This is a genomic window from uncultured Mailhella sp., from assembly GCF_944324995.1.
In the GTDB taxonomy this organism is placed as follows: Bacteria; Desulfobacterota; Desulfovibrionia; order Desulfovibrionales; family Desulfovibrionaceae; genus Mailhella.
The window spans coordinates 1-19,654 of the sequence record NZ_CALUYL010000028.1 but is presented as its reverse complement, the minus strand read 5'-3'; the positions used below and the strand labels follow the sequence as shown (position 1 = coordinate 19,654).

Below are 19,654 nucleotides of genomic sequence, written 5' to 3'. Positions count from 1 at the left end.
GCAATGCCCGGTTGCGAGTGCATGCCGGAGCGACGCTGAAGCGCAAGGCTTCGCCGCAGGGCGGAAGCTCCGAACTTCGTGCCCGTGAAGGCGGCCGAAGGCCGCTTCCGGGACGGGCGCTCCGGCATGAGGCTAGCCGAAGCTCGCGAACTCGTAATAGTGCTTGGGCTCCTCGGCCAGAAGATAGATGACGCTCACGTCTTCCGTGTCCACAAGGCGGGCTTTGGGATAGCGTTCCTTGATGCGGGCCAGACGTTTCTGCGCCTCTTCCAGCACTTCCGCGCGTTCGCCGAAGAACATGGCGCCCGTGGGGCAGGTTTTCACGCACATGGGCTGAAGACCTGCGGACACGCGGTCGATGCACATGTCGCATTTGGTCAGCATTTTGGTCTGTTCGTTGTACCGGGGAATGTTGTACGGGCAGGCTTCCTTGATGGCCTTGATGTCGGCCGGAGCCAGCTGCTTGCATTTTTCCGTGACGAGCACCGCGCCGGTGGCCTTGTCCTGAATCATGGATCCGGGAACGGCAAGATTGGCCAGATCCACGCAGATCGGCGTGAGGCAGTGGCGGCACTGATCGGGGAAGAAGTTCCACACCACGTTGCCCTGCTCGTCGAAGTGTTCGTGGAAGCGGACGATTTTAAGGTTGTTGGGATTGAGATCCGGGGGATTCTGATGCGAGCCCCGCTGCTTGGTGGCGTTGGCGGGCAGGTTGTGCCACTCCTTGCATGCCAGCTGGCAGCCGCGGCAGGCCGTGCATCTTGTTGTGTCTATGAGGAATGCTTTAGGCATCGCGTACTCCTTGAGGGGCGCGCCGCGAGGGCGCGCCCCGCCTGAATCAGGCTATTTCGGTCAGCTTGTCGGCCTTGCGGATGTTCACGCAGCAAGCTTTCGTTTCAGGAATGGTGGTGTTCGGGTCATAGGCGGTCACGGTGAGGCGGTTCGTGGAATCGCCGCAGCCGGGAGTGGTCCAGCCATAGGCGAAAGGCATGCCTATGAGATGGACGGTCTTGCCCATGATCGTGAACGGACGCAGGCGGATGGTCACCATGGCAATGGCTTCCACCTTGCCGCGGGCGCTCTCGATGATGACGCCGTCACCGTTATTGATGCCCTTTTCCTTGGCGAGTTCCTGGCTCATTTCCACATAGAGCTGAGGTTCGGCCTCAAGCAGGTTGGGCACGTTGCGGGTTTCGCCGCCGCCGCACCAGTGTTCCGTCATGCTGTAGGTGGTCAGCACGATGGGGTAGCGCGGATCGGCCGGAGCCGCGAACTTGTCGAACTCGCTTTTGTGGAACTTGAAGCAGGGCGAGGTCAGCTGACTGGAGAACGGATGCGAAGCCACGGGCGACTCGGCGGGCTCGTAGTGCTCGGGGAAGGGGCCGTCAACACGTCCGGGGCCGAAGAGCTGCGCCGCGCCGTCGGTGGTCATGATGAACGGCAGGCGTCCGTTCTTCTCGTCGGCCATGGGCGGCCACGGACCGTCGGGCACGTCGCCCACCCACGCGCCGTCCTTCCATTCGATGACCGCCTTGTCCGGATTCCAGGGCTTGCCCTGAAGATCCACGGACGCGCGGTTGTACAGAATGCGGCGGTTGATGGGCCAGCACCACGACCAGTTCGGGTAGATGCCGATCTTCGCCTGCATCTCGGTCTGGCTGGGATCGCGGCGCTTGGACTTGTTGCCTTCCTCTTCGGTCCAGCTGCCGGTGTACAGCCAGTTCAGCGAAGAGGTGGAGCCGTCGGCCTGAAGATTGCCGAAGGCCGGCACAAGCTGTCCGCGCTTGTAGGTCTTGCCGTTGACCACGGTATCCTTCCAGAAGAAACCGTTGATGCGCTTTGCCCAGTCGGAGGCGTCGAACTTGTCGGTCCAGTTCAGCTTGAGAAGAGGATCGGGGAAGACGCCGCCTTCCTTCTTGTACAGCTCGCGGATGGTGTTGATGAGCGGCACGTAGATGTCGCCGAAGTTGCGGGCTTCACCCGCAGGTTCCACAGCCTTGTCGAACCACTGCAGCCAGCGGCCGCTGTTGCTGATGGTTCCTTCCTTCTCCACGCGGTGCGCGGAGGGCAGCAGGAAGACTTCCGTCTTCTTGGTGGAAGGATCAGCGCCGGGCCGATGCCAGTTGTCCGAGGTTTCGGAGTTGTGAATTTCACCCACCACCAGCCAGTCCAGATGGTCCAGAGCGGCGCGCATCTTGTTGGTGTTGGGGAAACTGTTCATGGGGTTCACGCCGAAAATGAAGCCGCCGCGCATCTTGTCGTTGAGCATGCGGTCCATGGCGTACATGTACGAGTAGTCCTCGCCGTCTTCGCACTTGGGCAGCCAGCTGTAGCAGAAATCGTTTTCCGCGGTGGCGGCGTCGCCGAACCAGCCCTTGAGCAGACTGGTCACGTACTTGGGACGATTGCTCCACCAGTTGGCGCTGTTGGGAATGTGCGTGACGGGAGTGTTGGCCTTGTTGTATTCCTCCAGCGTCTGCCACTGCGCGAGAGGCGCGTTGTGGTAGCCGGGAAGGTTGTGGTAGAGCAGGGCATGGTCCGTAGACCCCTGCACGTTGGGTTCGCCGCGCAGAGCGTTGATGCCGCCGCCGGCCACGCCGATGTTGCCCAGCAGAAGCTGAATGATGGCCGACGCGCGGATGTTCTGCACGCCCACCGTGTGCTGAGTCCAGCCGATGGCGTACAGAATGGTTCCGGCCTTGTCCGGCTTTCCTGTGGCGCAGAAGATCTTATAGACCTTCAGGAGGTTTTCTTTCGATACGCCCGTGATGCTGGAAACGTTGTCCAGCGTGTAGCGGGAGTAGTGCTTTGCCATGACGTTGAATACGCAGCGTTCGTCCTTGAGCGTGAAGTCGCGTACGGGAGCTCCCTTCTCGTCGCGCTTGAAGGTCCAGGAAGAACGGTCGTATGTTCTCTTTTCGGCGTTGTAGCCGCTGAAGAGACCGTCTTTGAAGTCATACGAATCGGCCAGCACATAGGTGGCGTTGGTGTAGTTCACCACGTAGTCCTTGAACCAGCTTCCCGACTCGATGATGTAGTTTATCATGCCTCCGAGGAAGGCGATGTCCGTACCGGAGCGGATCGGCACATGAAAATCGCAACGCGCCGAGGTGCGGGAGAACTTGGGATCCACGTGCATGATGGTGGCTCCGGCGTCCTTGGCCCGCATGATCCACTTGAAGGATACGGGATGATGTTCTGCAGCATTGCTGCCCATAATCAGGACGGCATCAGCGTTCTTGATGTCGATCCAGTGATTCGTCATAGCCCCACGTCCGAACGACTCTGACAGAGCCGGTACAGTCGGGCTGTGTCAGACACGCGCCTGGTGGTCGATATGCACGACCCCCAGGCTGCGCATCGCCTGATGAATGACGGCGCACTCTTCGTTGGAGGCATGAGAGGTGCCCATGCAAAACACGGACTCAAGCCTGTTGACGGTCTGACCCTTGGCGTTCTTCACGATGAAGTCGTTGTCCCGGGCGGTCTTCACGCGGCGGGCGATCTGCTGCAGCGTCCAGTCCCAGTCCTTTTCGACCCACTTGTCGCTGTAGGGGGCGCGATACATGGGCTTGGTGAGACGATGTTCGCCGGTGTACATGGAAAGCAGGGCCGCGCCCTTGGCGCAGAGGCTGCCTTCGTTGACGGGGAAGTCGGGATCGCCTTCCGTGGAGATGAGCTTGCCGTCCTTCACATACGCGATGACCTGGCAGCAGACGGCGCAGAAGGGGCAGACGGTGCTGACTTCCTTCGCGCCTTCAATTTTCAAGGACGTGGCATATGCCTTCGCCTCTTTCAGATCAAATCCAAAATGGGCGAGCGAAAGGCACATGGCTCCCGCGCCGACCATTTTCAGAAAGCTTCTACGTGTGTACGCCATGAATGAAGCTCCTTAGAGTAGGTAATTGAAAAAGCGTAATAGTTTAGCGTGTTACATGCATGTCCACGAATCGGGAGCAAGGTACATACATGTTTCCTTCAGGTATAACCGATTTCCATCGCCATGTCTATTTTCGTGACAATAAAAACTTGTTTGAAGAATGAAGGATAGACGGGAAAACGGCTTCCCGGAGCGTGAAAACGGAAAAAGAAAACGCGACGCTCTGATGAAGCGGGGAAAAACAGCCGTGCGGCGACGCGACGCAGGCTGCGGGAGTGCGGAAACGTTGCGGAAGAGAAGGCGGAGGCGGCGCGCTGCATGGGACAGACGCAAAAATGTCGTCATATCGAAGGCGCGGCGGGGGAGAAGGAAGGATGAACGCGTCCGCAGCGACGCCCGCCTGAGGCAGGTTGCGGAGCATTAAAAGAAAAATCCCGGGGTTCATGAAGAATCCCGGGAATGTTTTCATGGTAGCAAGGGGGAGATTTGAACTCTCGACACTACGGGTATGAACCGTATGCTCTAACCAACTGAGCTACCTTGCCGTGCGAGAGGGAATATAGGTTTTTTTCCGCAACTAGTCAAGCGAATTAAAGGCATCCATGAGAAAAGGCAGCACCTGCTTTTTGCGGCTCATCATGCCGGGCATCCACTTTTCGGCCAGAGCGTCGGCCCAGGGAGCGTCGGCATTGCCCTGATGTTCGTGATATTCCGACTGGTTTTCCTTGGCGTAGGCCGGAGCCACGTTGCGCACCTTGGGCATTCTGTACGGATCCAGCGTCACGTTGAAGGCCTTTTCGGTCACGGACAGATCGCGGGAGACCACCAGCATCTGCGAGCCTTCCTTGATGATGTCGGTGGCCAGGAACATGACGGTGTGGCAGTCGTGTTCCTCGAGCAGCTTGCGCGCGGCCTTGTAGAGATCGGCCTTGATGGGATCGATCATGCCGGCGTCCATGAGTTCGAGCTGACCTATGCCCACCTTGCGGCCGTTGATGTCGAATTCCTTGTAGTCGCGCTGGAAGAGGTTGTCGGCGGAATCGTGCAGGTCGGACTTGGCGCGGAACATGTCCATGCCGAGGGCCATGATGTCGTCCACGCCCGCGATTTCGGCAAGTTCGGCCGCGGCGCGGCGGTCGGCGTCGGTGGTGGTGGGGGAGCGGAAGAGCACGGTGTCGGAAAGAATGGCGCAGAGCATGCCGCCCGCAAGATAGGTGGGCACGTAGCCGCCGTAGAAGTCGTACATGGACTTGAGGATGGTGTTGCTGCATCCCACGGGCCAGACCCACATTTCCAGCGGAGAGGACGTGGTGACGTCGCCGAGCTTGTGATGATCCACCAGCGATACGATGGTGCTGCTTTCAAAGCCGTGCGGCGCCTGAGCAAGATCGGAAAAGTCCACCAGACTCACCTGACGGCCGGCGGCGCTTTCCAGAATGCGCGGAGGCTTGATGTTGAAGCGCTGCATGACGAAATTGGTTTCGGGATTCGTGCTGCCCTGCACCTTGGGGCTGGAGGGAATGCCCCGCTGATTCTGAAGTTCCGCAAGGGCGATGGCGCCGATGACGGAATCGGTATCAGGGTTTTTGTGGCCGAACACCTGAATGCGCTGAGGACGGGAAGGGGAAGCCATGGGAGAACTCCGAATGGAAAGTAATCGATATTATGTGTTGCGGGCAGAAGGCGATGCGCCGCCTCTGCGGAAGGCATAAAAAAAAGTCCAAGAAGAATCCTGGACTTTCTTATTGTTATGGTAGCAAGGGGGAGATTTGAACTCTCGACACTACGGGTATGAACCGTATGCTCTAACCAACTGAGCTACCTTGCCGTGCTGCGGAATCATCCGGCGCAGGAATGTACTTATAGAAAACGACCGCCCTTGGCAAGCATTTTTTTTGCCTTTCGGCAAATTTTTTTATCGCAGCATGAAGAGGTACACCGGAATGGCGAGCAGCAGGCGATAGACGGCAAAGGGTTTGAGGGTGACGTGTCCGAGCAGGGAGATGAAGCAGCGCATGGCGGCGATGGCGGAGAGGAAGGCGCACAGCGATCCGACAAGGAAGAAGGGAACGTCCGCCGCGGTGAACAGGGAGAGCGATTTCAGAAGATCGTAGCCCGCTGCGCCGATGATGATGGGCACGGCTGCAATGAAGGAGTATTCCGCGGCGACTTCGCGGCGCACGCCGAGAATCATGCCGCCCATGAGCGTGGAGGCGGAGCGGGAGAAGCCGGGCCACAGGGCGAGGCACTGGAAGCAGCCTATGCCGAGTGCCTGAAGGGGGGTGAGCTGATCGATGTTCTGCACGGGCATGTTGTTCTGCTTCGGGGCGAGCGCGTGTTCCACGACGAGCATGAGAACGGCGCCGCACACCAGAGCGGCCGCCACCGTGGCGGGCGTGAACAACGATTTGATGAAGCCGTGCAGCAGAAGTCCCAGGGAGGCGGCAGGCAGGGTGGTGAGCACGAGCATCAGGATGCCGCGCAGTCCGGCAAAGCCGCGCTTGTTTCCAGAGGGGCGAAGCAGACCGAGAAAGCGCCGCCAGTAGAGGGCGAGCACGGCGAGAATGGCGCCCACCTGAATGACCACCTCAAAGGTGGACGCCCCCGGACCGGAAAAGCCCAGAAGACTGGAGGCGAGCACGAGATGACCGGAGGAGGAGACGGGAAGAAACTCGGTGAGTCCTTCCACGAGCCCGAGCAGAGCGGCGGTGAGGAGGGAATCCATATTATGCTGTCCTGGGTTTTCCGCTGGTGATGGCGCGTTCGACGAAGGAAAGGGTTTCGGTGTAGAAGTTTTCGGAAGAGCCGTAGGTGTAGGGCGTGAGCACGCGCGTGCGGTTGGCGCCGACCATGAGGCCCACGATGACCTGCGCCGTGCTGGAAGGCGTGAGCTTGGTGAGCGTGCCGTCGGCAACGCCGCGCTGAAGCTGGATTTCGAGAAGATGATGCACTTCCGCAAATTTGCGGAGCATGATTTCCCGATCGTCGCTGGCCTTCATGTCGCTGTAGGGAGAGCAGCGAACGAGCACGAGCCAGTTGGTGTGCGGATCGACGGAAAATTCAAGATAGGCGCGGCAGAAACAGAGCACGCCGGTAAGGCCGTCGGGCTTGCCTTCCGTGGCGGAGCGCAGCACGGTCAAAAAATGTTCCAGCACGTCCATGCCCGCGGCAAAGAACAGCTTTTCCTTGTTGCCGTAATGGTGGGTGAGAAGGCCCAGCGCGACTCCCGCCCTGTCGGAAATTTTTTTGAACGTGGTTTCGGCAAAACCGTACTCGCCGAAAAGTTCCTTGGCTGCCTGCAGCAGGGCTTCCTTTTTAGTGACGCTTTTCATGTTCCTTATTACTGTTGTCCGGCTGGGACGGTACGCCTCGGTCCGGGAAGACCTCGGCCATGAAAAAGGGAATGTCTCCGGACAGGCTCCCTTGTGCCTGATTCCTGAAAGAACGCGAGCGGAGAACGTTTCTGACGGCTTCAGGTTTGCCTTATTGCCGCGATAAAGGCAAGTCGTTTGTTTGCTCAATCAGCCCCGGCGGAGAATAAGCGCGGACAACTGGACATCGCGGGCGTTCCCCAGTATTCTCGGAGAGATGTCGGAACCTCTCCGATGCCCTTTATGGAGGTCTCATGGCCCGCTGTCTGGCTGTTGTTGCTATTGTTTTATGGTTTACGCTGCTCTCGTCGTATCTTACGAGCGTGTTTATTGCGGCCGTTACGGCGGCGCTTACGCTGCCCGTCTATCGCTGGCTGCGCGCGAGAATGGCCAAAACCTCGGCCATCGCCTTTTTTTCCGTCGGCCTGGTGGTATGCGTGGCCACGCCCATCACCATAGTGATAGTCATGGTGGTGCCGCAGGCGCTCGAAGGGGCGCGGCGTCTCAGCGCCTGGTGGCAGAACGGGCATCCCATACCTCCGGCCATATCCTATCATGTGGGCGAGGCGTACCGCTTTTTTGTGGAAAATGTTCCCAACGCTCCGGAATACCTCGATAAACTGGAGAACGACTTCAATGCCGTGGTCAACGCGGTCATCAAGAACGTGCTTTCCAAGGGTCTGAATCTTGCCGGCGACACCATGGGCATGGTGTGGTCGGTGTGTCTTTTCATGGTATTCACCTGTCTCATCGTCGTGTACGCCCCGGCCATACGCCGGGTGGTGCTCCAGGTGCTGCCTCAGCGCGACGACATGGTGGATCGCTTTGTCGCCGTGCTGCACAACGCCAGTCGTTCCGTGTTCATCAGCATCGTGTTCGTGCCCATCATTCAGGGAACGCTCACGGGCATCGGCCTGCGCCTTCTCGACGTGCCCGATCCCGCGTTCTGGGGACTGCTGGCCGTGTTTTCGGCGGTGATTCCTCTGGCGGGCACGGCCATCGTGTGGCTGCCCATCACCGTGTATCTGTGGGCCACGCAGTCGCTGGCTTCGGCGCTGATGCTGCTGGCCTGGGGCAGCATTGTGGTTTCCGGCTCCGACAACCTTCTGCGGCCGTACTTTCTCAAGACGGGCATTGAAGTTTCCATGGTGGTGCTGCTTCTCTCCATCGTGTGCAGTCTGGCGGTATTCGGCGCGGTGGGCATCATTGCCGGCCCGGTGATGGTGGCCCTGGCCCGGCAGGCCATGGTGGAGAGCGAACTTATTTCCCAAAAGCACAACGGAATATGACGCGGAAAAACGCGCAGTTCCGTCTTTTCTCACGCCTCAGGGCGCAACATACTGGAGTCTGCAGATGGCCATGCTCAATGCCAAATACATCGCCGAACTGGAAGAATATCTGAAATCCGGCAATCTTGAGGAAGATTTCAAGTGGTCGGTGGAAGAGCGCCGGGGCGAAATTCTGGAATTTCTGGAAAAGCTCATGGATCTCGGCGAACTGGCGGATGAAACCGCCACGCACATCATTTTCAAGGGACAGCTCGGCGCGCTCATGGGCATGCCTTCCGACAAGACGGAGCCGGAGCAGCCTTCGCCCGCCGTGGAGCAGGGCGCGTCCATGGAACTTCCCCGCAAGTAACGGAGCTTGTTCCGGCGGCGCGGGGCTTTCCGCTTTCGCAGCCGGGCCGCCGCGCCTTTGGCGGAAGCATGCCGTCGGGCAGAAGCTCTTCCGGTCGCTTTGGGCTGCTTCGTCTGCGGCACAGTCATGCCGTCAGGCAACGCACATCCCGACGGCTGTCGAGTCGCCGCGCCCGCGACGCAATCCGGCCGGGCGCGCAGGCATGGTTCCGATGCGCGGAGAGCGCCGACCGGTGTGGCGTCGCCGGCTGCGTTGTGGGCTGGGCCGTCGGCATCGAAGAGAAGGTGCGCCGACAGCAGCTTCATCTCTTTATGTTGAAGCGCGACGGCGGCGCATTTCGGTTTCATGAAAATCGAGCGTCGGAGAGCCGCGCCGGAGTTGCTTCACGCATTTTCGCCTGAGCGGGCGGAGCAAAAGCCCTGAAACGGCAGCGGCGTCAGTCGCGATTTTGCACCAGTACGAGACAGAGCGCGCCTGCGCCGAGCGTGCGGCGCTGAAGCACGCGGCACTGGTCCCGATGGCGATAGAGCAGCGCTTCCAGCCCTCCCTCGGGAACGTGACGCCCGCAGGAAAGGCGACGTCGCAGAGGCGAGAAGAGCAGCGCTCCGGGATAGTCGAGATTCCGTTCGGGCATTTTGAAGTCAAAGATCAGCGTGTGCCCGGCCTGCCGGGCGAGCGACAGAAACCATGCGTCGAGATCCTCCGCGGGCGGCATGGTCAGGGCAAAGCAGCAGACGGCCGCCATGGAACTTCGGGGCGGAAGCGGCGCGTTTTCCTGCATGGGATGGAGCCTCGGCAGACGGCCGCCCGGGGGGAGAAATACGGGCCCGGCGTTGATCAGCGCGTCGGCTCCCGCGGCGAGGGCCCATTCTTCCATGAGCGGCAGGGCCCGTCCTGCAAGCCGTGTTGCCGCGGCAAGGGCGGGAGAGCGCGGCATCAGTCTTCGAGTTCCATGTAGGTGGCGGACTGAATCGGCGTTTCGCCCACGGTCATGCTGTACATGCGCACGGGCATGGAGGCCAGACGTTCCTTCATTCTGCCGTACAGATAGCGGGCCAGATTCTCCGACGAGGGATTGATGACGTCGAAGGGCGGCAGCTCGTTGAGGTACACGTGATCGATGGCGGCAAGTTCCGCCCTGAGTTCCTTCTTGAGCGCGGAAAAATCGGCCACGAGTTCGGTGTCGGGCGTGAGGGTTTCTCCTTCCACCACCATTTCCACCAGATAGTTGTGTCCGTGCAGGGCTTCGCATTTGCCCTGATAGTGCCGCAGGGCGTGGGCGGCGGCGAAATCGCCGCGAATGGTCAGCCTCCATACCGATCTGCTCATGCTGTCTCCTTGTTTCGCATGCAAAAACGATGCGCCGGTTTTCCTGATTCCTGCGGGAATCGGGGCCGGCGCGCAAAAGGTTTTGTTACTGCCGCAGCGCAAGGCGCGCCTTGGCCCAGGCGTCCATATCCTTGTTGAGCTGCGGACTGGCCTGCACTCTCCAGCGCGGACCCAGCTCCATGAGGCAATTGCGGTTGTTCAGTTCGAACTGAATCTGAACCGACGACGTGCCCTTGTGCTTTTCCAGAATGGCCTTGAATTCCTCGATGTCGGCATCTCCCGTGCACGTCACGGGATAGGGGATCACCACGGGCTGATCGCTGCTCATGCAGGCTTCGAGCAGGGGCCTTGCGGAGTCACACAGCAGCTTGATTTCCTTGACGGTGTTTTCGTCGTTTTCCTCGTCGTCGCCGAAATCGTCGTCGTCCTTGGCGTCCACGGTGCCGACGAGCTCAATGAGCGGCCGTTCGCCGTGCAGGGTTTCCTTGATGGTGGCGTAGGTCTTGGGGAAAATGGTGACCTCGGCGTGGCCCGTGAGGTCTTCCACCTGCACGAAGGCCATCTTGTCGCCCTTGCGGGTGATGAATTCCTTGACGCTGGTGACCAGAACGCCGGTCTTCACCGCGCCCTTGCCGAGCTCGCTGATTTCCTCCAGCGTGAGCAGGCCGAGCCGCTGCATGTCGCGGCGGAAGGGCTGGAGCGGATGGCTGGTGAGATAGAAGCCGAGCGAATCTTTTTCAAAGGCGAGCTTCTGATCGTCTTCCCATTCGGGGGTGTCCTGTTCCTCGCAGGGGAATCCGATGCCGGGCATGGGTGCGGCTTCCACGGAAGGCGAAAAGGCCAGAAGCGATATCTGCGCGGAATTTTTTTCCTTCTGCTTTTTCTGAGCCCGGGCCACCACGGTGTCGAGGCTGGCCAGCATGCCCGCCCGGCTGACGCCGAAGCAGTCGCACGCGCCGCCCTTGATGAGGCTTTCGAGCACGCGTTTGGTCACCTTGCGCAGATTGACGCGGGTGCAGAGATCGAGCAGGGACTTGTACGGGCCGTCCTCCTCGCGCGAGCGCACGATTTCATTGATGGCTTCGTCGCCCACGTTCTTCACGCCGCCGAGACCGTACACGATGGAATCGCCGCTGGGGGTGAAGGAACGCAGACTGATCTGCACGTTGGGCGGCAGCACGTCGATGTTCATGTCGCGGCAGGCCGCAATGTAGCTGAGGATCTTGTCCTGGTTGCCGATTTCCGAAGAAAGCAGCGCGGCCATGAACTCAACCTTAAAGTAATACTTCAGGTATGCCGTGCCGTAGGTGATGTAGGCGTAGGCCGCGGAATGGGCCTTGTTGAAGCCGTATTCCGCGAATTTTTCCATGAGGTCGAAGATTTCGTTGGCCGTTTCCCTGGCCACGCCGCGTTCGGAAGCGCCCTTGAGGAAAATGTCGCGCTGCTTGGCCATTTCCTCGGCTTTCTTCTTGCCCATGGCGCGGCGCAGCAGGTCGGCGCCGCCGAGGGTGTACTTGGCGGTGATCTGCGCGATCTGCATGACCTGTTCCTGATAGACGATGACCCCGTAGGTGTCCTTCAGGCAGGATTCCAGCTCGGGAAGCGGGTAGGAAACCTCGATTTCGCCGTGCTTGCGCTTGATGAATTCATCCACCATGCCGGAGTTGAGCGGCCCGGGACGGTACAGGGCCAGCATAGCCACAAGGTCTTCAAAGCCCGAGGGCTTGAGCATGCGCAGGTATTTGCGCATACCCGTGCTTTCCAGCTGGAACACGCCGTCGGTGTCGCCGCGGGAGAGCAGGTCGTAGACGTTGGGGTCGTCCGTGGAAAGGTTTTCCATGTCCGGGGCTTCCTTGCCCTGACGCACGATGTTCTTCACCGCGTTGGAAATCACGGTCATGGTGCGCAGACCGAGGAAGTCGAACTTCACAAGGCCCACCTTTTCCACGAACTTCATGTCGAACGCGGCAATCTGTTCGCCCTTGCGTCCGGCAAAGAGGGGGAGGTATTCCTCCATGGGCTTGTCGGACACCACCACGCCGGCCGCATGGGTGGAGGCGTGGCGCGTGAGACCTTCCAGACGCTTGGAAATGTCGATGAGCTTCCTAACTTCCGGCTTGGTCTTGTATTCTTCCGCAAGCTCGGGAACCGTGTCGAGGGCCTTCTGCAGCGTCATCTTGAGATCGGCGGGAATCATTTTGGCGATGCGCGTCGTCTCGTTGAACGGAATGCCCATGGCGCGGCCCACGTCCTTGACCACGGCCTTGGCCTTCATTTTACCGAAGGCCGCAATCTGCGACACCTTGTCCTTGCCGTACTTTCTCGTAACGTAGTCGAGCACCTCAAGGCGCCTATCTTCGCAGAAGTCAACGTCGATATCAGGCATGCTGACGCGTTCGACGTTGAGGAAGCGTTCAAAGAACAGCTTGTTGGGCAGAGGATCGATGGACGTGATGCGCAGAGCCCACGCCGCCACGGAACCGGCGGCCGAGCCACGACCGGGGCCCACGGGAATGCCGTTGTTCTTGGCCCAGTTGATGTAGTCCTGCACGATGAGGAAATAGCCGGGGAAGCCCATGTCGCAGATGACCTTGAGCTCCATTTCGAGTCTGTCGCGGTACTCCTGCGGATTGATGGTGTCCCGGTGCGGATGCTTTTCCAGACGCTTTTCCAGACCTTCGCGGGCCATGCGGCAGAATTCGCTGGCCAGGGTCATGCCTTCGGGCAGGTCGTACACGGGGAAGTGATAGGGCGGCGCGTGGAGCTGGATTTCAAGATGGCAGCACTGATCCGCGATCTTGAGCGTGTTTTCCATGGCGTCGCGCGGAACGCCGTCGAGACCGGCGAGCATTTCCTCTTCGGACTTGTAGTAGAGATCGCGCGCCTCGAAGCGGAAGCGCTTGGGATCGTCCACTTTGGCCTGCGTCTGAATGCAGAGCAGGATGTCGTGGGCTTCCACGTCGTCGGCGTTGAGATAGTGGCAGTCGTTGGTGGCCACGAGGGGAAGCTTGGTGGCGTCGGAAAGCTCAAGAATGCGCTGGTTCACGAGCGCCTGTTCCGGCAGGCTGTTGGCCTGCACTTCCAGATAGAAGCGGTCGGGGAAAAGCGCGGCGTATTCCCTGGCTATGGCAATGGCGTCGTCGAAGGTGCCGCCGCCCGTGATGAGCTTGTTCTGCCCGAGAAGGGTGCGGGGCAGCTCGCCGGCCACGCAGGCCGAGAGCGCCACCAGACCGTCCGTGCAGCCGTGAAGCATTTTTTTGTCGATGCGCGGCTTGTAGTGAAAACCGTTGAGCCAGCTGCGGCTCACCAGATGCATGAGGTTGCGGTAGCCGACGGGATTCTGCGCCAGAAGAATGAGATGATGCCGCACTCTGGCGAAGTCGGAGGTCTTGTCGGTGTGATCGCGGGTGACATAGACTTCGCAGCCGATGATGGGCGGAATGCCCACATCCTTGCAGGCGGAATAAAAATAGGCGGTGCCGAAAAGGTTGCCGTGATCCGTAATGGCGGCCGCGGGCATGCCGAGCGCCTTGGCCTTCTGCGCCAGATCGGCGACCCGGATGGCGCCGTCGAGGAGGCTGAATTCGGTATGGCAATGTAAGTGAACGAAGGCCATCAGGCTGACTCCACAAACAGGGGGTTGATGTTCGTATGCTTGAAAAAAGCAAGGGATCCGCCATGTTCCGAAATGCGGATGCGATCTTCTTCGGAATCTGCGCGAAAAGAGGAGGCGAAAAACGCCAGCCGGGTTGTGCGGCGCGGGATGGTCGAAGCGCATCCAAGCGCGGCGCGGTTCCAAAAGAAGCGTGAGCGGATGATGACGATACCGTTACCGTCTAAACGGTAAGGCGTCAATGGCGGGGGAGGGCTTTCCGAAAGTCTGGGAAAAGGGATGCCGCCGCGGGTCGTGGACGGGAACGGCTTCGGCGCTTGCCTCTGGTCATGGCGATAGTCTGTTTTCCTTTTGGGAAGCATGGCCGCCGGAGATGCCGCAGCAGCAGAGCGCATCGGCGCTCCCGCCGTCTTCCGGTGCTGAGGCCGTCATCTGAAAAATGCCTCGCGCGAGTCGCTCCCGGTCAGGCGGAAGCGGCGGGGCGAGTTCGGCGCTGGTCTTCGCGCGGCGGGAGGGGGCGGACGCCGGAGCGCTGCACGCAGTGGGCGCGGCCTTTCGGAATTTTGTTCCTTGCCGGTCTGACGCGGACCTGTCCCGCGCAGGTCGGAGGTGTGGGGTTCCGCGCTCTTGCGCACGGGCCTGCCAGAGGGTACTATCGGAAAAATTTTGCGAAGGAGCGTTTCTTGTCCGAGATTCTTGAAGAACTGTTTACCGGCACGTTCGGCGGCGTGTTCATCATGGTGCTTGTTTCCGCCGCGGTGATTATTCTGCTGCGGTCGCTGTACGGACCGCGGGGTATTTTTCGCGATCCGAAATGGGATGAAAGCAACAAGCGCATACGCCTCAAGGAAGCCGAGGAGCGGGAACGCCGCCTGAAGGAATGGCAGAAGAGGGGAGAACAAGATGGAGATTGAGCTTTCCGCATACCGGAAGCGTTTTCTTGACTATGTGGAAGGCTTTCGCGACGTGCCCGACGCGGCCCCGCTGCGTTTGAAGGTTGAGCACACGTTTCGCGTTGTGGAGCACGCCGAGCGCATTGTGGACGCCCTGCCCGAAGACGAAGCGGAACGGCAGTGGAGCGAAGACGCCGAAGCCTGTCGCGCGGCGGTGCTGGCGGCGCTGTATCACGACTGCGGACGTTTCCCGCAGTTTCGTCGTTACCGCACGTTTCTGGATGCAAAGTCCGTCAATCATGCCGTGCTGAGCTTTCAGACCATGCGCGACGGGCGTTTTCTGCGTGAGGAATCCGCCAGGGTGCGGCGTCTTGCGCAGTGCGCCGTGCTGCTGCACAATCGCTACGCCCTGTCTCCCATGCTGGATCCGGCGGCGTGTTTCGTCACCGACATTGTGCGCGACAGCGACAAGCTGGACATTTTCCGCGTCATGGTGAGCTACCTCGGCAACGCGCTCCCGGAGCGGGACGCCGTGCTTCTTCACGTGGCGGACGATCCCGGATCGTGGACGCCCAAGGTGGCGGAAGACGTGACGGCGGGCCGGGTGGCCCGGTATGGGGATCTGCGCTTCGTCAACGACTTTCGTCTGCTGCTCGGCACCTGGATGCTGGAACTGCGCTTTGCCTCTACGCGAAGGGCGCTTGCGGAGAGCGGACTCATGGACGAAGTGCTTGCCGGCCTCCCCGACGCACCCGGCCTGCGTCCGGCCAAAGAAAAACTTCATGCGCTGCTTGAAGATTGCCGGAACGGACGCGGAGCGGCGCGCTGATGCGTATTCTTTTTCTCGGCGACGTGGTGGGCAAGGCGGGCAGGCTGGCGGTAAAGCAGTTTCTGCCGGAGCTGCGCGAGGAATGGTCTCCGGAGGTGGTGATCGCCAACGGCGAGAACATTGCCGGAGGCATAGGCATGACCTCGGAGACGCTGGACGAGCTTTTTGCCGCGGGCGTGCAGGTGGTGACGTCCGGCAATCATGTGTGGCGGCACAGGGAGATTTTTTCGCGGCTTGAAAAGGACAGGCGGCTTGTTCGTCCGGCCAATTATCCTGAGGGCTCTCCGGGAAGAGGCTGCGCGATTCACACGCTTCCCGACGGGCGGAAACTCGCCGTCTTCAATCTTCTGGGCACGGTGTTCATGGATCCTTTGCCCTGTCCGTTCCGGGCGGCGCTCGGCTGGATCGAAGGCGCGCCGGCGCTCGGCGCGTCGCGGGAAGGGCGGATTGCGGCTTTGCAGAATCTGACGGAACATGGTACGTTGCCTTCCGGGCCTGCGCTCTCTGCCTGCGCCGGGGAGATCCGGCACGAGCTTGACGGCGTCATGGTGCGTCTGGTGGACTTTCATGCCGAGACCACGGGCGAGAAGAAGACCATGGGCTGGGCTCTCGACGGCAAGGTGAGCGCCGTGCTCGGCACGCACACCCACGTGCAGACGGCGGACGCGCAGATTCTGCCGCACGGCACGGCGTACATGAGCGACGTCGGCATGTGCGGGGTGGAGCAGTCGTCGCTCGGCATGGATTTTGAACCCGTGTTTCAACGTTTTTTCACGCGCATGCCGCATCCGTTCAAACCGGCGAAGGGGCCCGTTTCCCTGAACGGCGCGTTCCTCGACGTGGACGACGAGACGGGGCTTGCCCGGGAAATACGGGCCGTGCGTTCCCATTGTCCTGCATCAGTCTCAGCGCTTCCGCCGCAGTGAGGCCCGCGCGGGACTTGTATTTTTGGAGGAGAGGTGTACTTTCTCCCCATTCATTTTAGATTAGAGAGGATGTTCCTATGAAGAAGCTGATGGCCGCCAACTGGAAGATGTACAAAACCGGAGCCGAAGCGGTTGCGACGCTGAACGAGCTGGCCGGACTGCTCAACGGTCAGGCTCCCGAGGGCCGCGAAATCGTGATTTTTGTGCCGTTCACGGCTCTGGAAAAGGCTTCCGACGCCATAAAAGCCATCAAGGGCGGCATGACCGGCGCTGAAAACATGTATCCTGCTGCGGAAGGCGCGTTCACGGGCGAAATTTCTCCCGCCATGATCAAGGCCTGCGGCGCGGCCTGGGTGCTGACCGGTCATTCCGAACGCCGTCATGTGCTCGGCGAAAGCGATGAATTCGTGGGCGAAAAGACCGCTTTCGCTCTGGCGAACGGCCTGCGCGTGATGCTCTGCATCGGCGAAACGCTGGAAGAGCGCGAAGCCGGACTGCTCCGCAACGTGCTGGAACGTCAGCTCAAGCTCGGTCTGAAGAACGTGCCCGCCGACACGCCCGTGGAATCTCTGGCCATTGCCTACGAACCCGTGTGGGCCATCGGCACCGGCAAGACGGCCACCACCGACGACATCGTGCATACGCACGCCATCTGCCGCGAGCTCATGAAGGAAATCCTCGGCGACAAGGCCGATAAAACGCCCCTTCTGTACGGCGGCAGCGTGAAGCCTGCCAACGCCGGCAGCATCCTTGCCCTTGACAATGTGGACGGTGTGCTGGTAGGAGGAGCTTCTTTGAAGGCTGATAGCTTCAATCAGATCATCAATGCCTAGTTAAGGAGCATTTCGCGTGCAGACAGCCATCCTGACTCTTCATGTTATCGTATGCATCATCCTTGTTGTGCTGGTGCTTCTTCAGTCCGGCCGCGAAGGCATGGGCGTTATTTTCGGCGGAGGCGGCAACAGCTCCGTGTTCGGCAGCGCCGGCGCGGGCGGCGTGCTCGCCAAGCTGACCACCTTCCTCGCCGTCATCTTCATCTGCACTTCTCTGGGCTACAACATCATGACGAGCTCCACCCGCACCTCGCAGGAATCCGTGCTTGATGTTCAGTTTGAAGAAGTGCCCGCCGCTCCCGTGACCGAACCTGCGCCTGCCGCCGCTCCGGCGACGGAAGCCGCGCCTGCTTCCGCTCAGGCCCCGGCTGCGGAAACGGAAAAGGCTCCTGCCGCCGAACAGCCCGCTGCCGAGCAGTCTGCGGCTCCGGCCGAAGCAGCCAAGTAGAAGTTTCCGGTTTTTCGGCAAAAGAGCGTTTCTTTCGGGGAACGCTCTTTTTTTGTCCTGTAAAAATGAGGCGCAGGCCTGGAGTGCGGCGGGCAGGGCGACCAGCGGTGCAGTCTGCCGGAAGCTTTGTTTCCGGGCGTTGGGCGCGGGTTTTCGCCCCATTGACAAGCCCTGCGGCCGTTTTTTATAGCTCTTGCCGGACATGTAGGCGCGCAGCCCTTTGGCGCCGGACGAAAGCGTTCTCCCCCCTTTCCTGAATTCCTTGAAGCGACGGTTTAACTATGGCGAAATACTATCTGGCGGAACAGGTCGCGCTGCAGCATTCCTCTTCCCTGGACTACGCGCGCGAATTTCTGTTCAATGCCCTGAACATCGGCGAGGCAATGCTCATCAGCGGTGCGGAGGTCAGTCGCGTGGAAGACAGCGTCCGGCGCATCTGCCTGGCCTACGGCGCGGAAAAGGTGGATGTATTCACCATTACCTCGGCCATTGTGGTCACCGTGTATTCGCCCATGTTCGGCTCCGTCACCCAGACCAGACGCATCACGTCCACCAAATACGATCTTTTCAAGCTGGCCAGACTCAACGCTCTTTCCCGGCGCATCTGCGAAGAAATGCCGCTGTTCGAGGTGGTCGAAGACGAACTTGAAAAAATATGCACGGGAACGCCTCAGTATTCGTTTGCCGTCATGCTGGCCATTCATGCGCTTATTTCCGCGTCGTTCACGCTGTTTTTCGGCGGCTCCTGGCTCGACGCCGCGGCTTCTGCCGTCATCGGTCTGTTTTTGAAGTACATGGATTCCGTTTCCCGCCTGCTGGAACTTCCGTCCACGGTGGCGGCGGTGCTGTGGTCGTTTGCGGGCGGCTGTCTGGCGCTTTTCTTCGTGTCCTGCGGGCTCGGCGATTCGGCGGAAAAGATCAGCATAGGCAACATCATGCTGCTTATTCCGGGAATGCAGCTGACAAACTCCATTCGCGACGTGTTCAACGGCGATACCCTGTCGGCGCTGCTGGGCTTCTGCAACGCCTTTGTGCTTGCCGCGCTCATTGCGTTCGGCTTTGCGCTGCCTACGCTTATCTGGTGAGGTTCGACGATGATGACCGAATGGATTATTCAGCTCGTCACGGCTTTTACCGGCGCGCTCGGCTTTGCGGTTCTTTTCAATGTGCAGTCCGCCAGACTCTTCTGGGCCGGACTCGGCGGTCTGGTGGGATGGGCGGCGTATCTTGCCCTCGGCGCGTGGTATGAAAGCGATGTGATACGCTTCTTTCTGGCGTCGGCCTGCTTTACTTTGTACGCCGAGCCGCTGGCCCGCCTCAAAAAAACGCCGACCACCGTGTTTCTGGTGCCTGCCGCCATTCCCATGGTGCCCGGCGCGTCGCTGTATCGCTCCATGAGCTTTGCCGTGAGCGGAGAGTGGAACGCCTTTGCGCAGCAGATTCTGTACACGCTGCTGCTTGCCGCAGCCATCGCGGCAGGCATAGTCTGCGCCATGACATTGGTTCACATCATCCGGCGGCTGATGCGCGGCCTTGGGCTGTGCAGACTTCACGCTTCGGCAAAGAAGAAGTAACCATTTGAAACTAATTGATATTCTATAATAGAATCAAAAAAAATAATTTTTTGAAGGAAAAATGCTTGACGAGTGGGGTCGTTTCCCCTATAAACACACCTGCGTCGAGCGTATGGGTCACTAGCTCAATTGGTAGAGCAGTTGACTCTTAATCAATTGGTTCGGAGTTCGAGTCTCCGGTGACCCACCATACTAAAGACGGATTTTTCCTTCGAGACGCATCAGGCAGATTTTTCTGCCCACATGGGTCACTAGCTCAATTGGTAGAGCAGTTGACTCTTAATCAATTGGTTCGGAGTTCGAGTCTCCGGTGACCCACC

19 protein-coding genes and 4 tRNA genes are annotated in these 19,654 nt (G+C 59.9%); 11 read left to right on the top strand and 12 right to left on the bottom strand.

Annotated elements, in window-relative coordinates; translation table 11 throughout:
* Positions 1-132: 132 nt before the first annotated feature.
* From Q0K02_RS10615 to Q0K02_RS10580, 8 genes are all read right to left on the bottom strand, one after another.
* A complete protein-coding gene (locus tag Q0K02_RS10615) occupies positions 133-792 on the bottom strand; it encodes a 4Fe-4S dicluster domain-containing protein (RefSeq protein ID WP_294488530.1) in 660 nt (219 codons plus the stop codon).
* A gap of 46 nt (positions 793-838) precedes the next feature.
* Positions 839-3,880, bottom strand: coding sequence for a formate dehydrogenase-N subunit alpha (gene fdnG / locus Q0K02_RS10610; protein WP_294488528.1), 3,042 nt, complete (start codon positions 3,878-3,880; stop codon positions 839-841).
* A gap of 98 nt (positions 3,881-3,978) precedes the next feature.
* Positions 3,979-4,200, bottom strand: coding sequence for a hypothetical protein (locus Q0K02_RS10605; protein WP_294488527.1), 222 nt, complete (start codon positions 4,198-4,200; stop codon positions 3,979-3,981).
* 148 nt (positions 4,201-4,348) lie between these two features.
* Positions 4,349-4,425: transfer RNA gene (locus tag Q0K02_RS10600), tRNA-Met, on the bottom strand.
* A 32-nt stretch (positions 4,426-4,457) separates the two neighbouring features.
* Entirely contained in the window at positions 4,458-5,513 is a 1,056-nt protein-coding gene (locus Q0K02_RS10595; RefSeq protein WP_294488526.1) for a manganese-dependent inorganic pyrophosphatase, read from the bottom strand.
* 118 nt (positions 5,514-5,631) lie between these two features.
* A tRNA-Met gene (locus Q0K02_RS10590) sits at positions 5,632-5,708 on the bottom strand.
* A gap of 87 nt (positions 5,709-5,795) precedes the next feature.
* Positions 5,796-6,605, bottom strand: coding sequence for an undecaprenyl-diphosphate phosphatase (locus Q0K02_RS10585; RefSeq protein ID WP_294488525.1), 810 nt, complete (start codon positions 6,603-6,605; stop codon positions 5,796-5,798).
* 1 nt (position 6,606) lies between these two features.
* Positions 6,607-7,212, bottom strand: a complete 606-nt coding sequence (locus Q0K02_RS10580; RefSeq protein ID WP_294488523.1) for a TetR/AcrR family transcriptional regulator — start codon at positions 7,210-7,212, stop codon at positions 6,607-6,609.
* 293 nt (positions 7,213-7,505) lie between these two features.
* Here Q0K02_RS10580 and Q0K02_RS10575 point away from each other — a divergent pair, with 293 nt between their 5' ends.
* Positions 7,506-8,540, top strand: coding sequence for an AI-2E family transporter (locus Q0K02_RS10575; protein ID WP_294488521.1), 1,035 nt, complete (start codon positions 7,506-7,508; stop codon positions 8,538-8,540).
* A 70-nt stretch (positions 8,541-8,610) separates the two neighbouring features.
* Entirely contained in the window at positions 8,611-8,889 is a 279-nt protein-coding gene (locus tag Q0K02_RS10570) for a hypothetical protein (protein ID WP_294488570.1), read from the top strand.
* A 436-nt stretch (positions 8,890-9,325) separates the two neighbouring features.
* Here the strand turns inward: Q0K02_RS10570 and Q0K02_RS10565 are convergent, their stop codons facing one another.
* The 4 genes from Q0K02_RS10565 to Q0K02_RS10550 all read right to left on the bottom strand — a co-directional run bounded on the left by Q0K02_RS10565 (position 9,326) and on the right by Q0K02_RS10550 (position 14,226).
* On the bottom strand, positions 9,326-9,826 hold the full coding sequence (locus Q0K02_RS10565) for a hypothetical protein (protein WP_294488519.1): 501 nt from the start codon (positions 9,824-9,826) through the stop codon (positions 9,326-9,328).
* Positions 9,826-10,218 (bottom strand): 6-carboxytetrahydropterin synthase, encoded by a 393-nt coding sequence (locus tag Q0K02_RS10560; RefSeq protein WP_294488518.1) that lies wholly within the window; start codon positions 10,216-10,218, stop codon positions 9,826-9,828. Before Q0K02_RS10560 ends, Q0K02_RS10565 begins: the two co-directional genes overlap by 1 nt.
* Before the next feature lie 85 nt (positions 10,219-10,303).
* Entirely contained in the window at positions 10,304-13,837 is a 3,534-nt protein-coding gene (gene dnaE, locus Q0K02_RS10555; RefSeq protein WP_294488567.1) for a DNA polymerase III subunit alpha, read from the bottom strand.
* Positions 13,834-14,226, bottom strand: coding sequence for a hypothetical protein (locus Q0K02_RS10550; RefSeq protein WP_294488579.1), 393 nt, complete (start codon positions 14,224-14,226; stop codon positions 13,834-13,836). Before Q0K02_RS10550 ends, dnaE begins: the two co-directional genes overlap by 4 nt.
* Positions 14,227-14,514: 288 nt before the next feature.
* Here Q0K02_RS10550 and Q0K02_RS10545 point away from each other — a divergent pair, with 288 nt between their 5' ends.
* The 9 genes from Q0K02_RS10545 to Q0K02_RS10505 all read left to right on the top strand — a co-directional run bounded on the left by Q0K02_RS10545 (position 14,515) and on the right by Q0K02_RS10505 (position 19,652).
* Entirely contained in the window at positions 14,515-14,745 is a 231-nt protein-coding gene (locus Q0K02_RS10545; protein ID WP_294488516.1) for a hypothetical protein, read from the top strand.
* A complete protein-coding gene (locus Q0K02_RS10540) occupies positions 14,735-15,553 on the top strand; it encodes an HD domain-containing protein (RefSeq protein ID WP_294488514.1) in 819 nt (272 codons plus the stop codon). Before Q0K02_RS10545 ends, Q0K02_RS10540 begins: the two co-directional genes overlap by 11 nt.
* Positions 15,553-16,479, top strand: coding sequence for a TIGR00282 family metallophosphoesterase (locus tag Q0K02_RS10535; protein ID WP_294488512.1), 927 nt, complete (start codon positions 15,553-15,555; stop codon positions 16,477-16,479). The genes Q0K02_RS10540 and Q0K02_RS10535 overlap by 1 nt, the downstream gene beginning before the upstream one ends.
* A 77-nt stretch (positions 16,480-16,556) precedes the next feature.
* Positions 16,557-17,312, top strand: a complete 756-nt coding sequence (gene tpiA, locus Q0K02_RS10530; RefSeq protein WP_294488510.1) for a triose-phosphate isomerase — start codon at positions 16,557-16,559, stop codon at positions 17,310-17,312.
* 16 nt (positions 17,313-17,328) lie between these two features.
* On the top strand, positions 17,329-17,760 hold the full coding sequence (gene secG / locus Q0K02_RS10525; RefSeq protein ID WP_294488508.1) for a preprotein translocase subunit SecG: 432 nt from the start codon (positions 17,329-17,331) through the stop codon (positions 17,758-17,760).
* Between the two features lie 281 nt (positions 17,761-18,041).
* Entirely contained in the window at positions 18,042-18,845 is an 804-nt protein-coding gene (locus Q0K02_RS10520; protein WP_294488506.1) for a threonine/serine exporter family protein, read from the top strand.
* Positions 18,846-18,857: 12 nt separating this feature from the next.
* Positions 18,858-19,334, top strand: a complete 477-nt coding sequence (locus tag Q0K02_RS10515; RefSeq protein ID WP_294488504.1) for a threonine/serine exporter family protein — start codon at positions 18,858-18,860, stop codon at positions 19,332-19,334.
* Positions 19,335-19,448: 114 nt separating this feature from the next.
* Positions 19,449-19,524, top strand: a tRNA-Lys gene (locus tag Q0K02_RS10510).
* A gap of 55 nt (positions 19,525-19,579) precedes the next feature.
* A tRNA-Lys gene (locus Q0K02_RS10505) sits at positions 19,580-19,652 on the top strand.
* Positions 19,653-19,654: the final 2 nt, after the last annotated feature.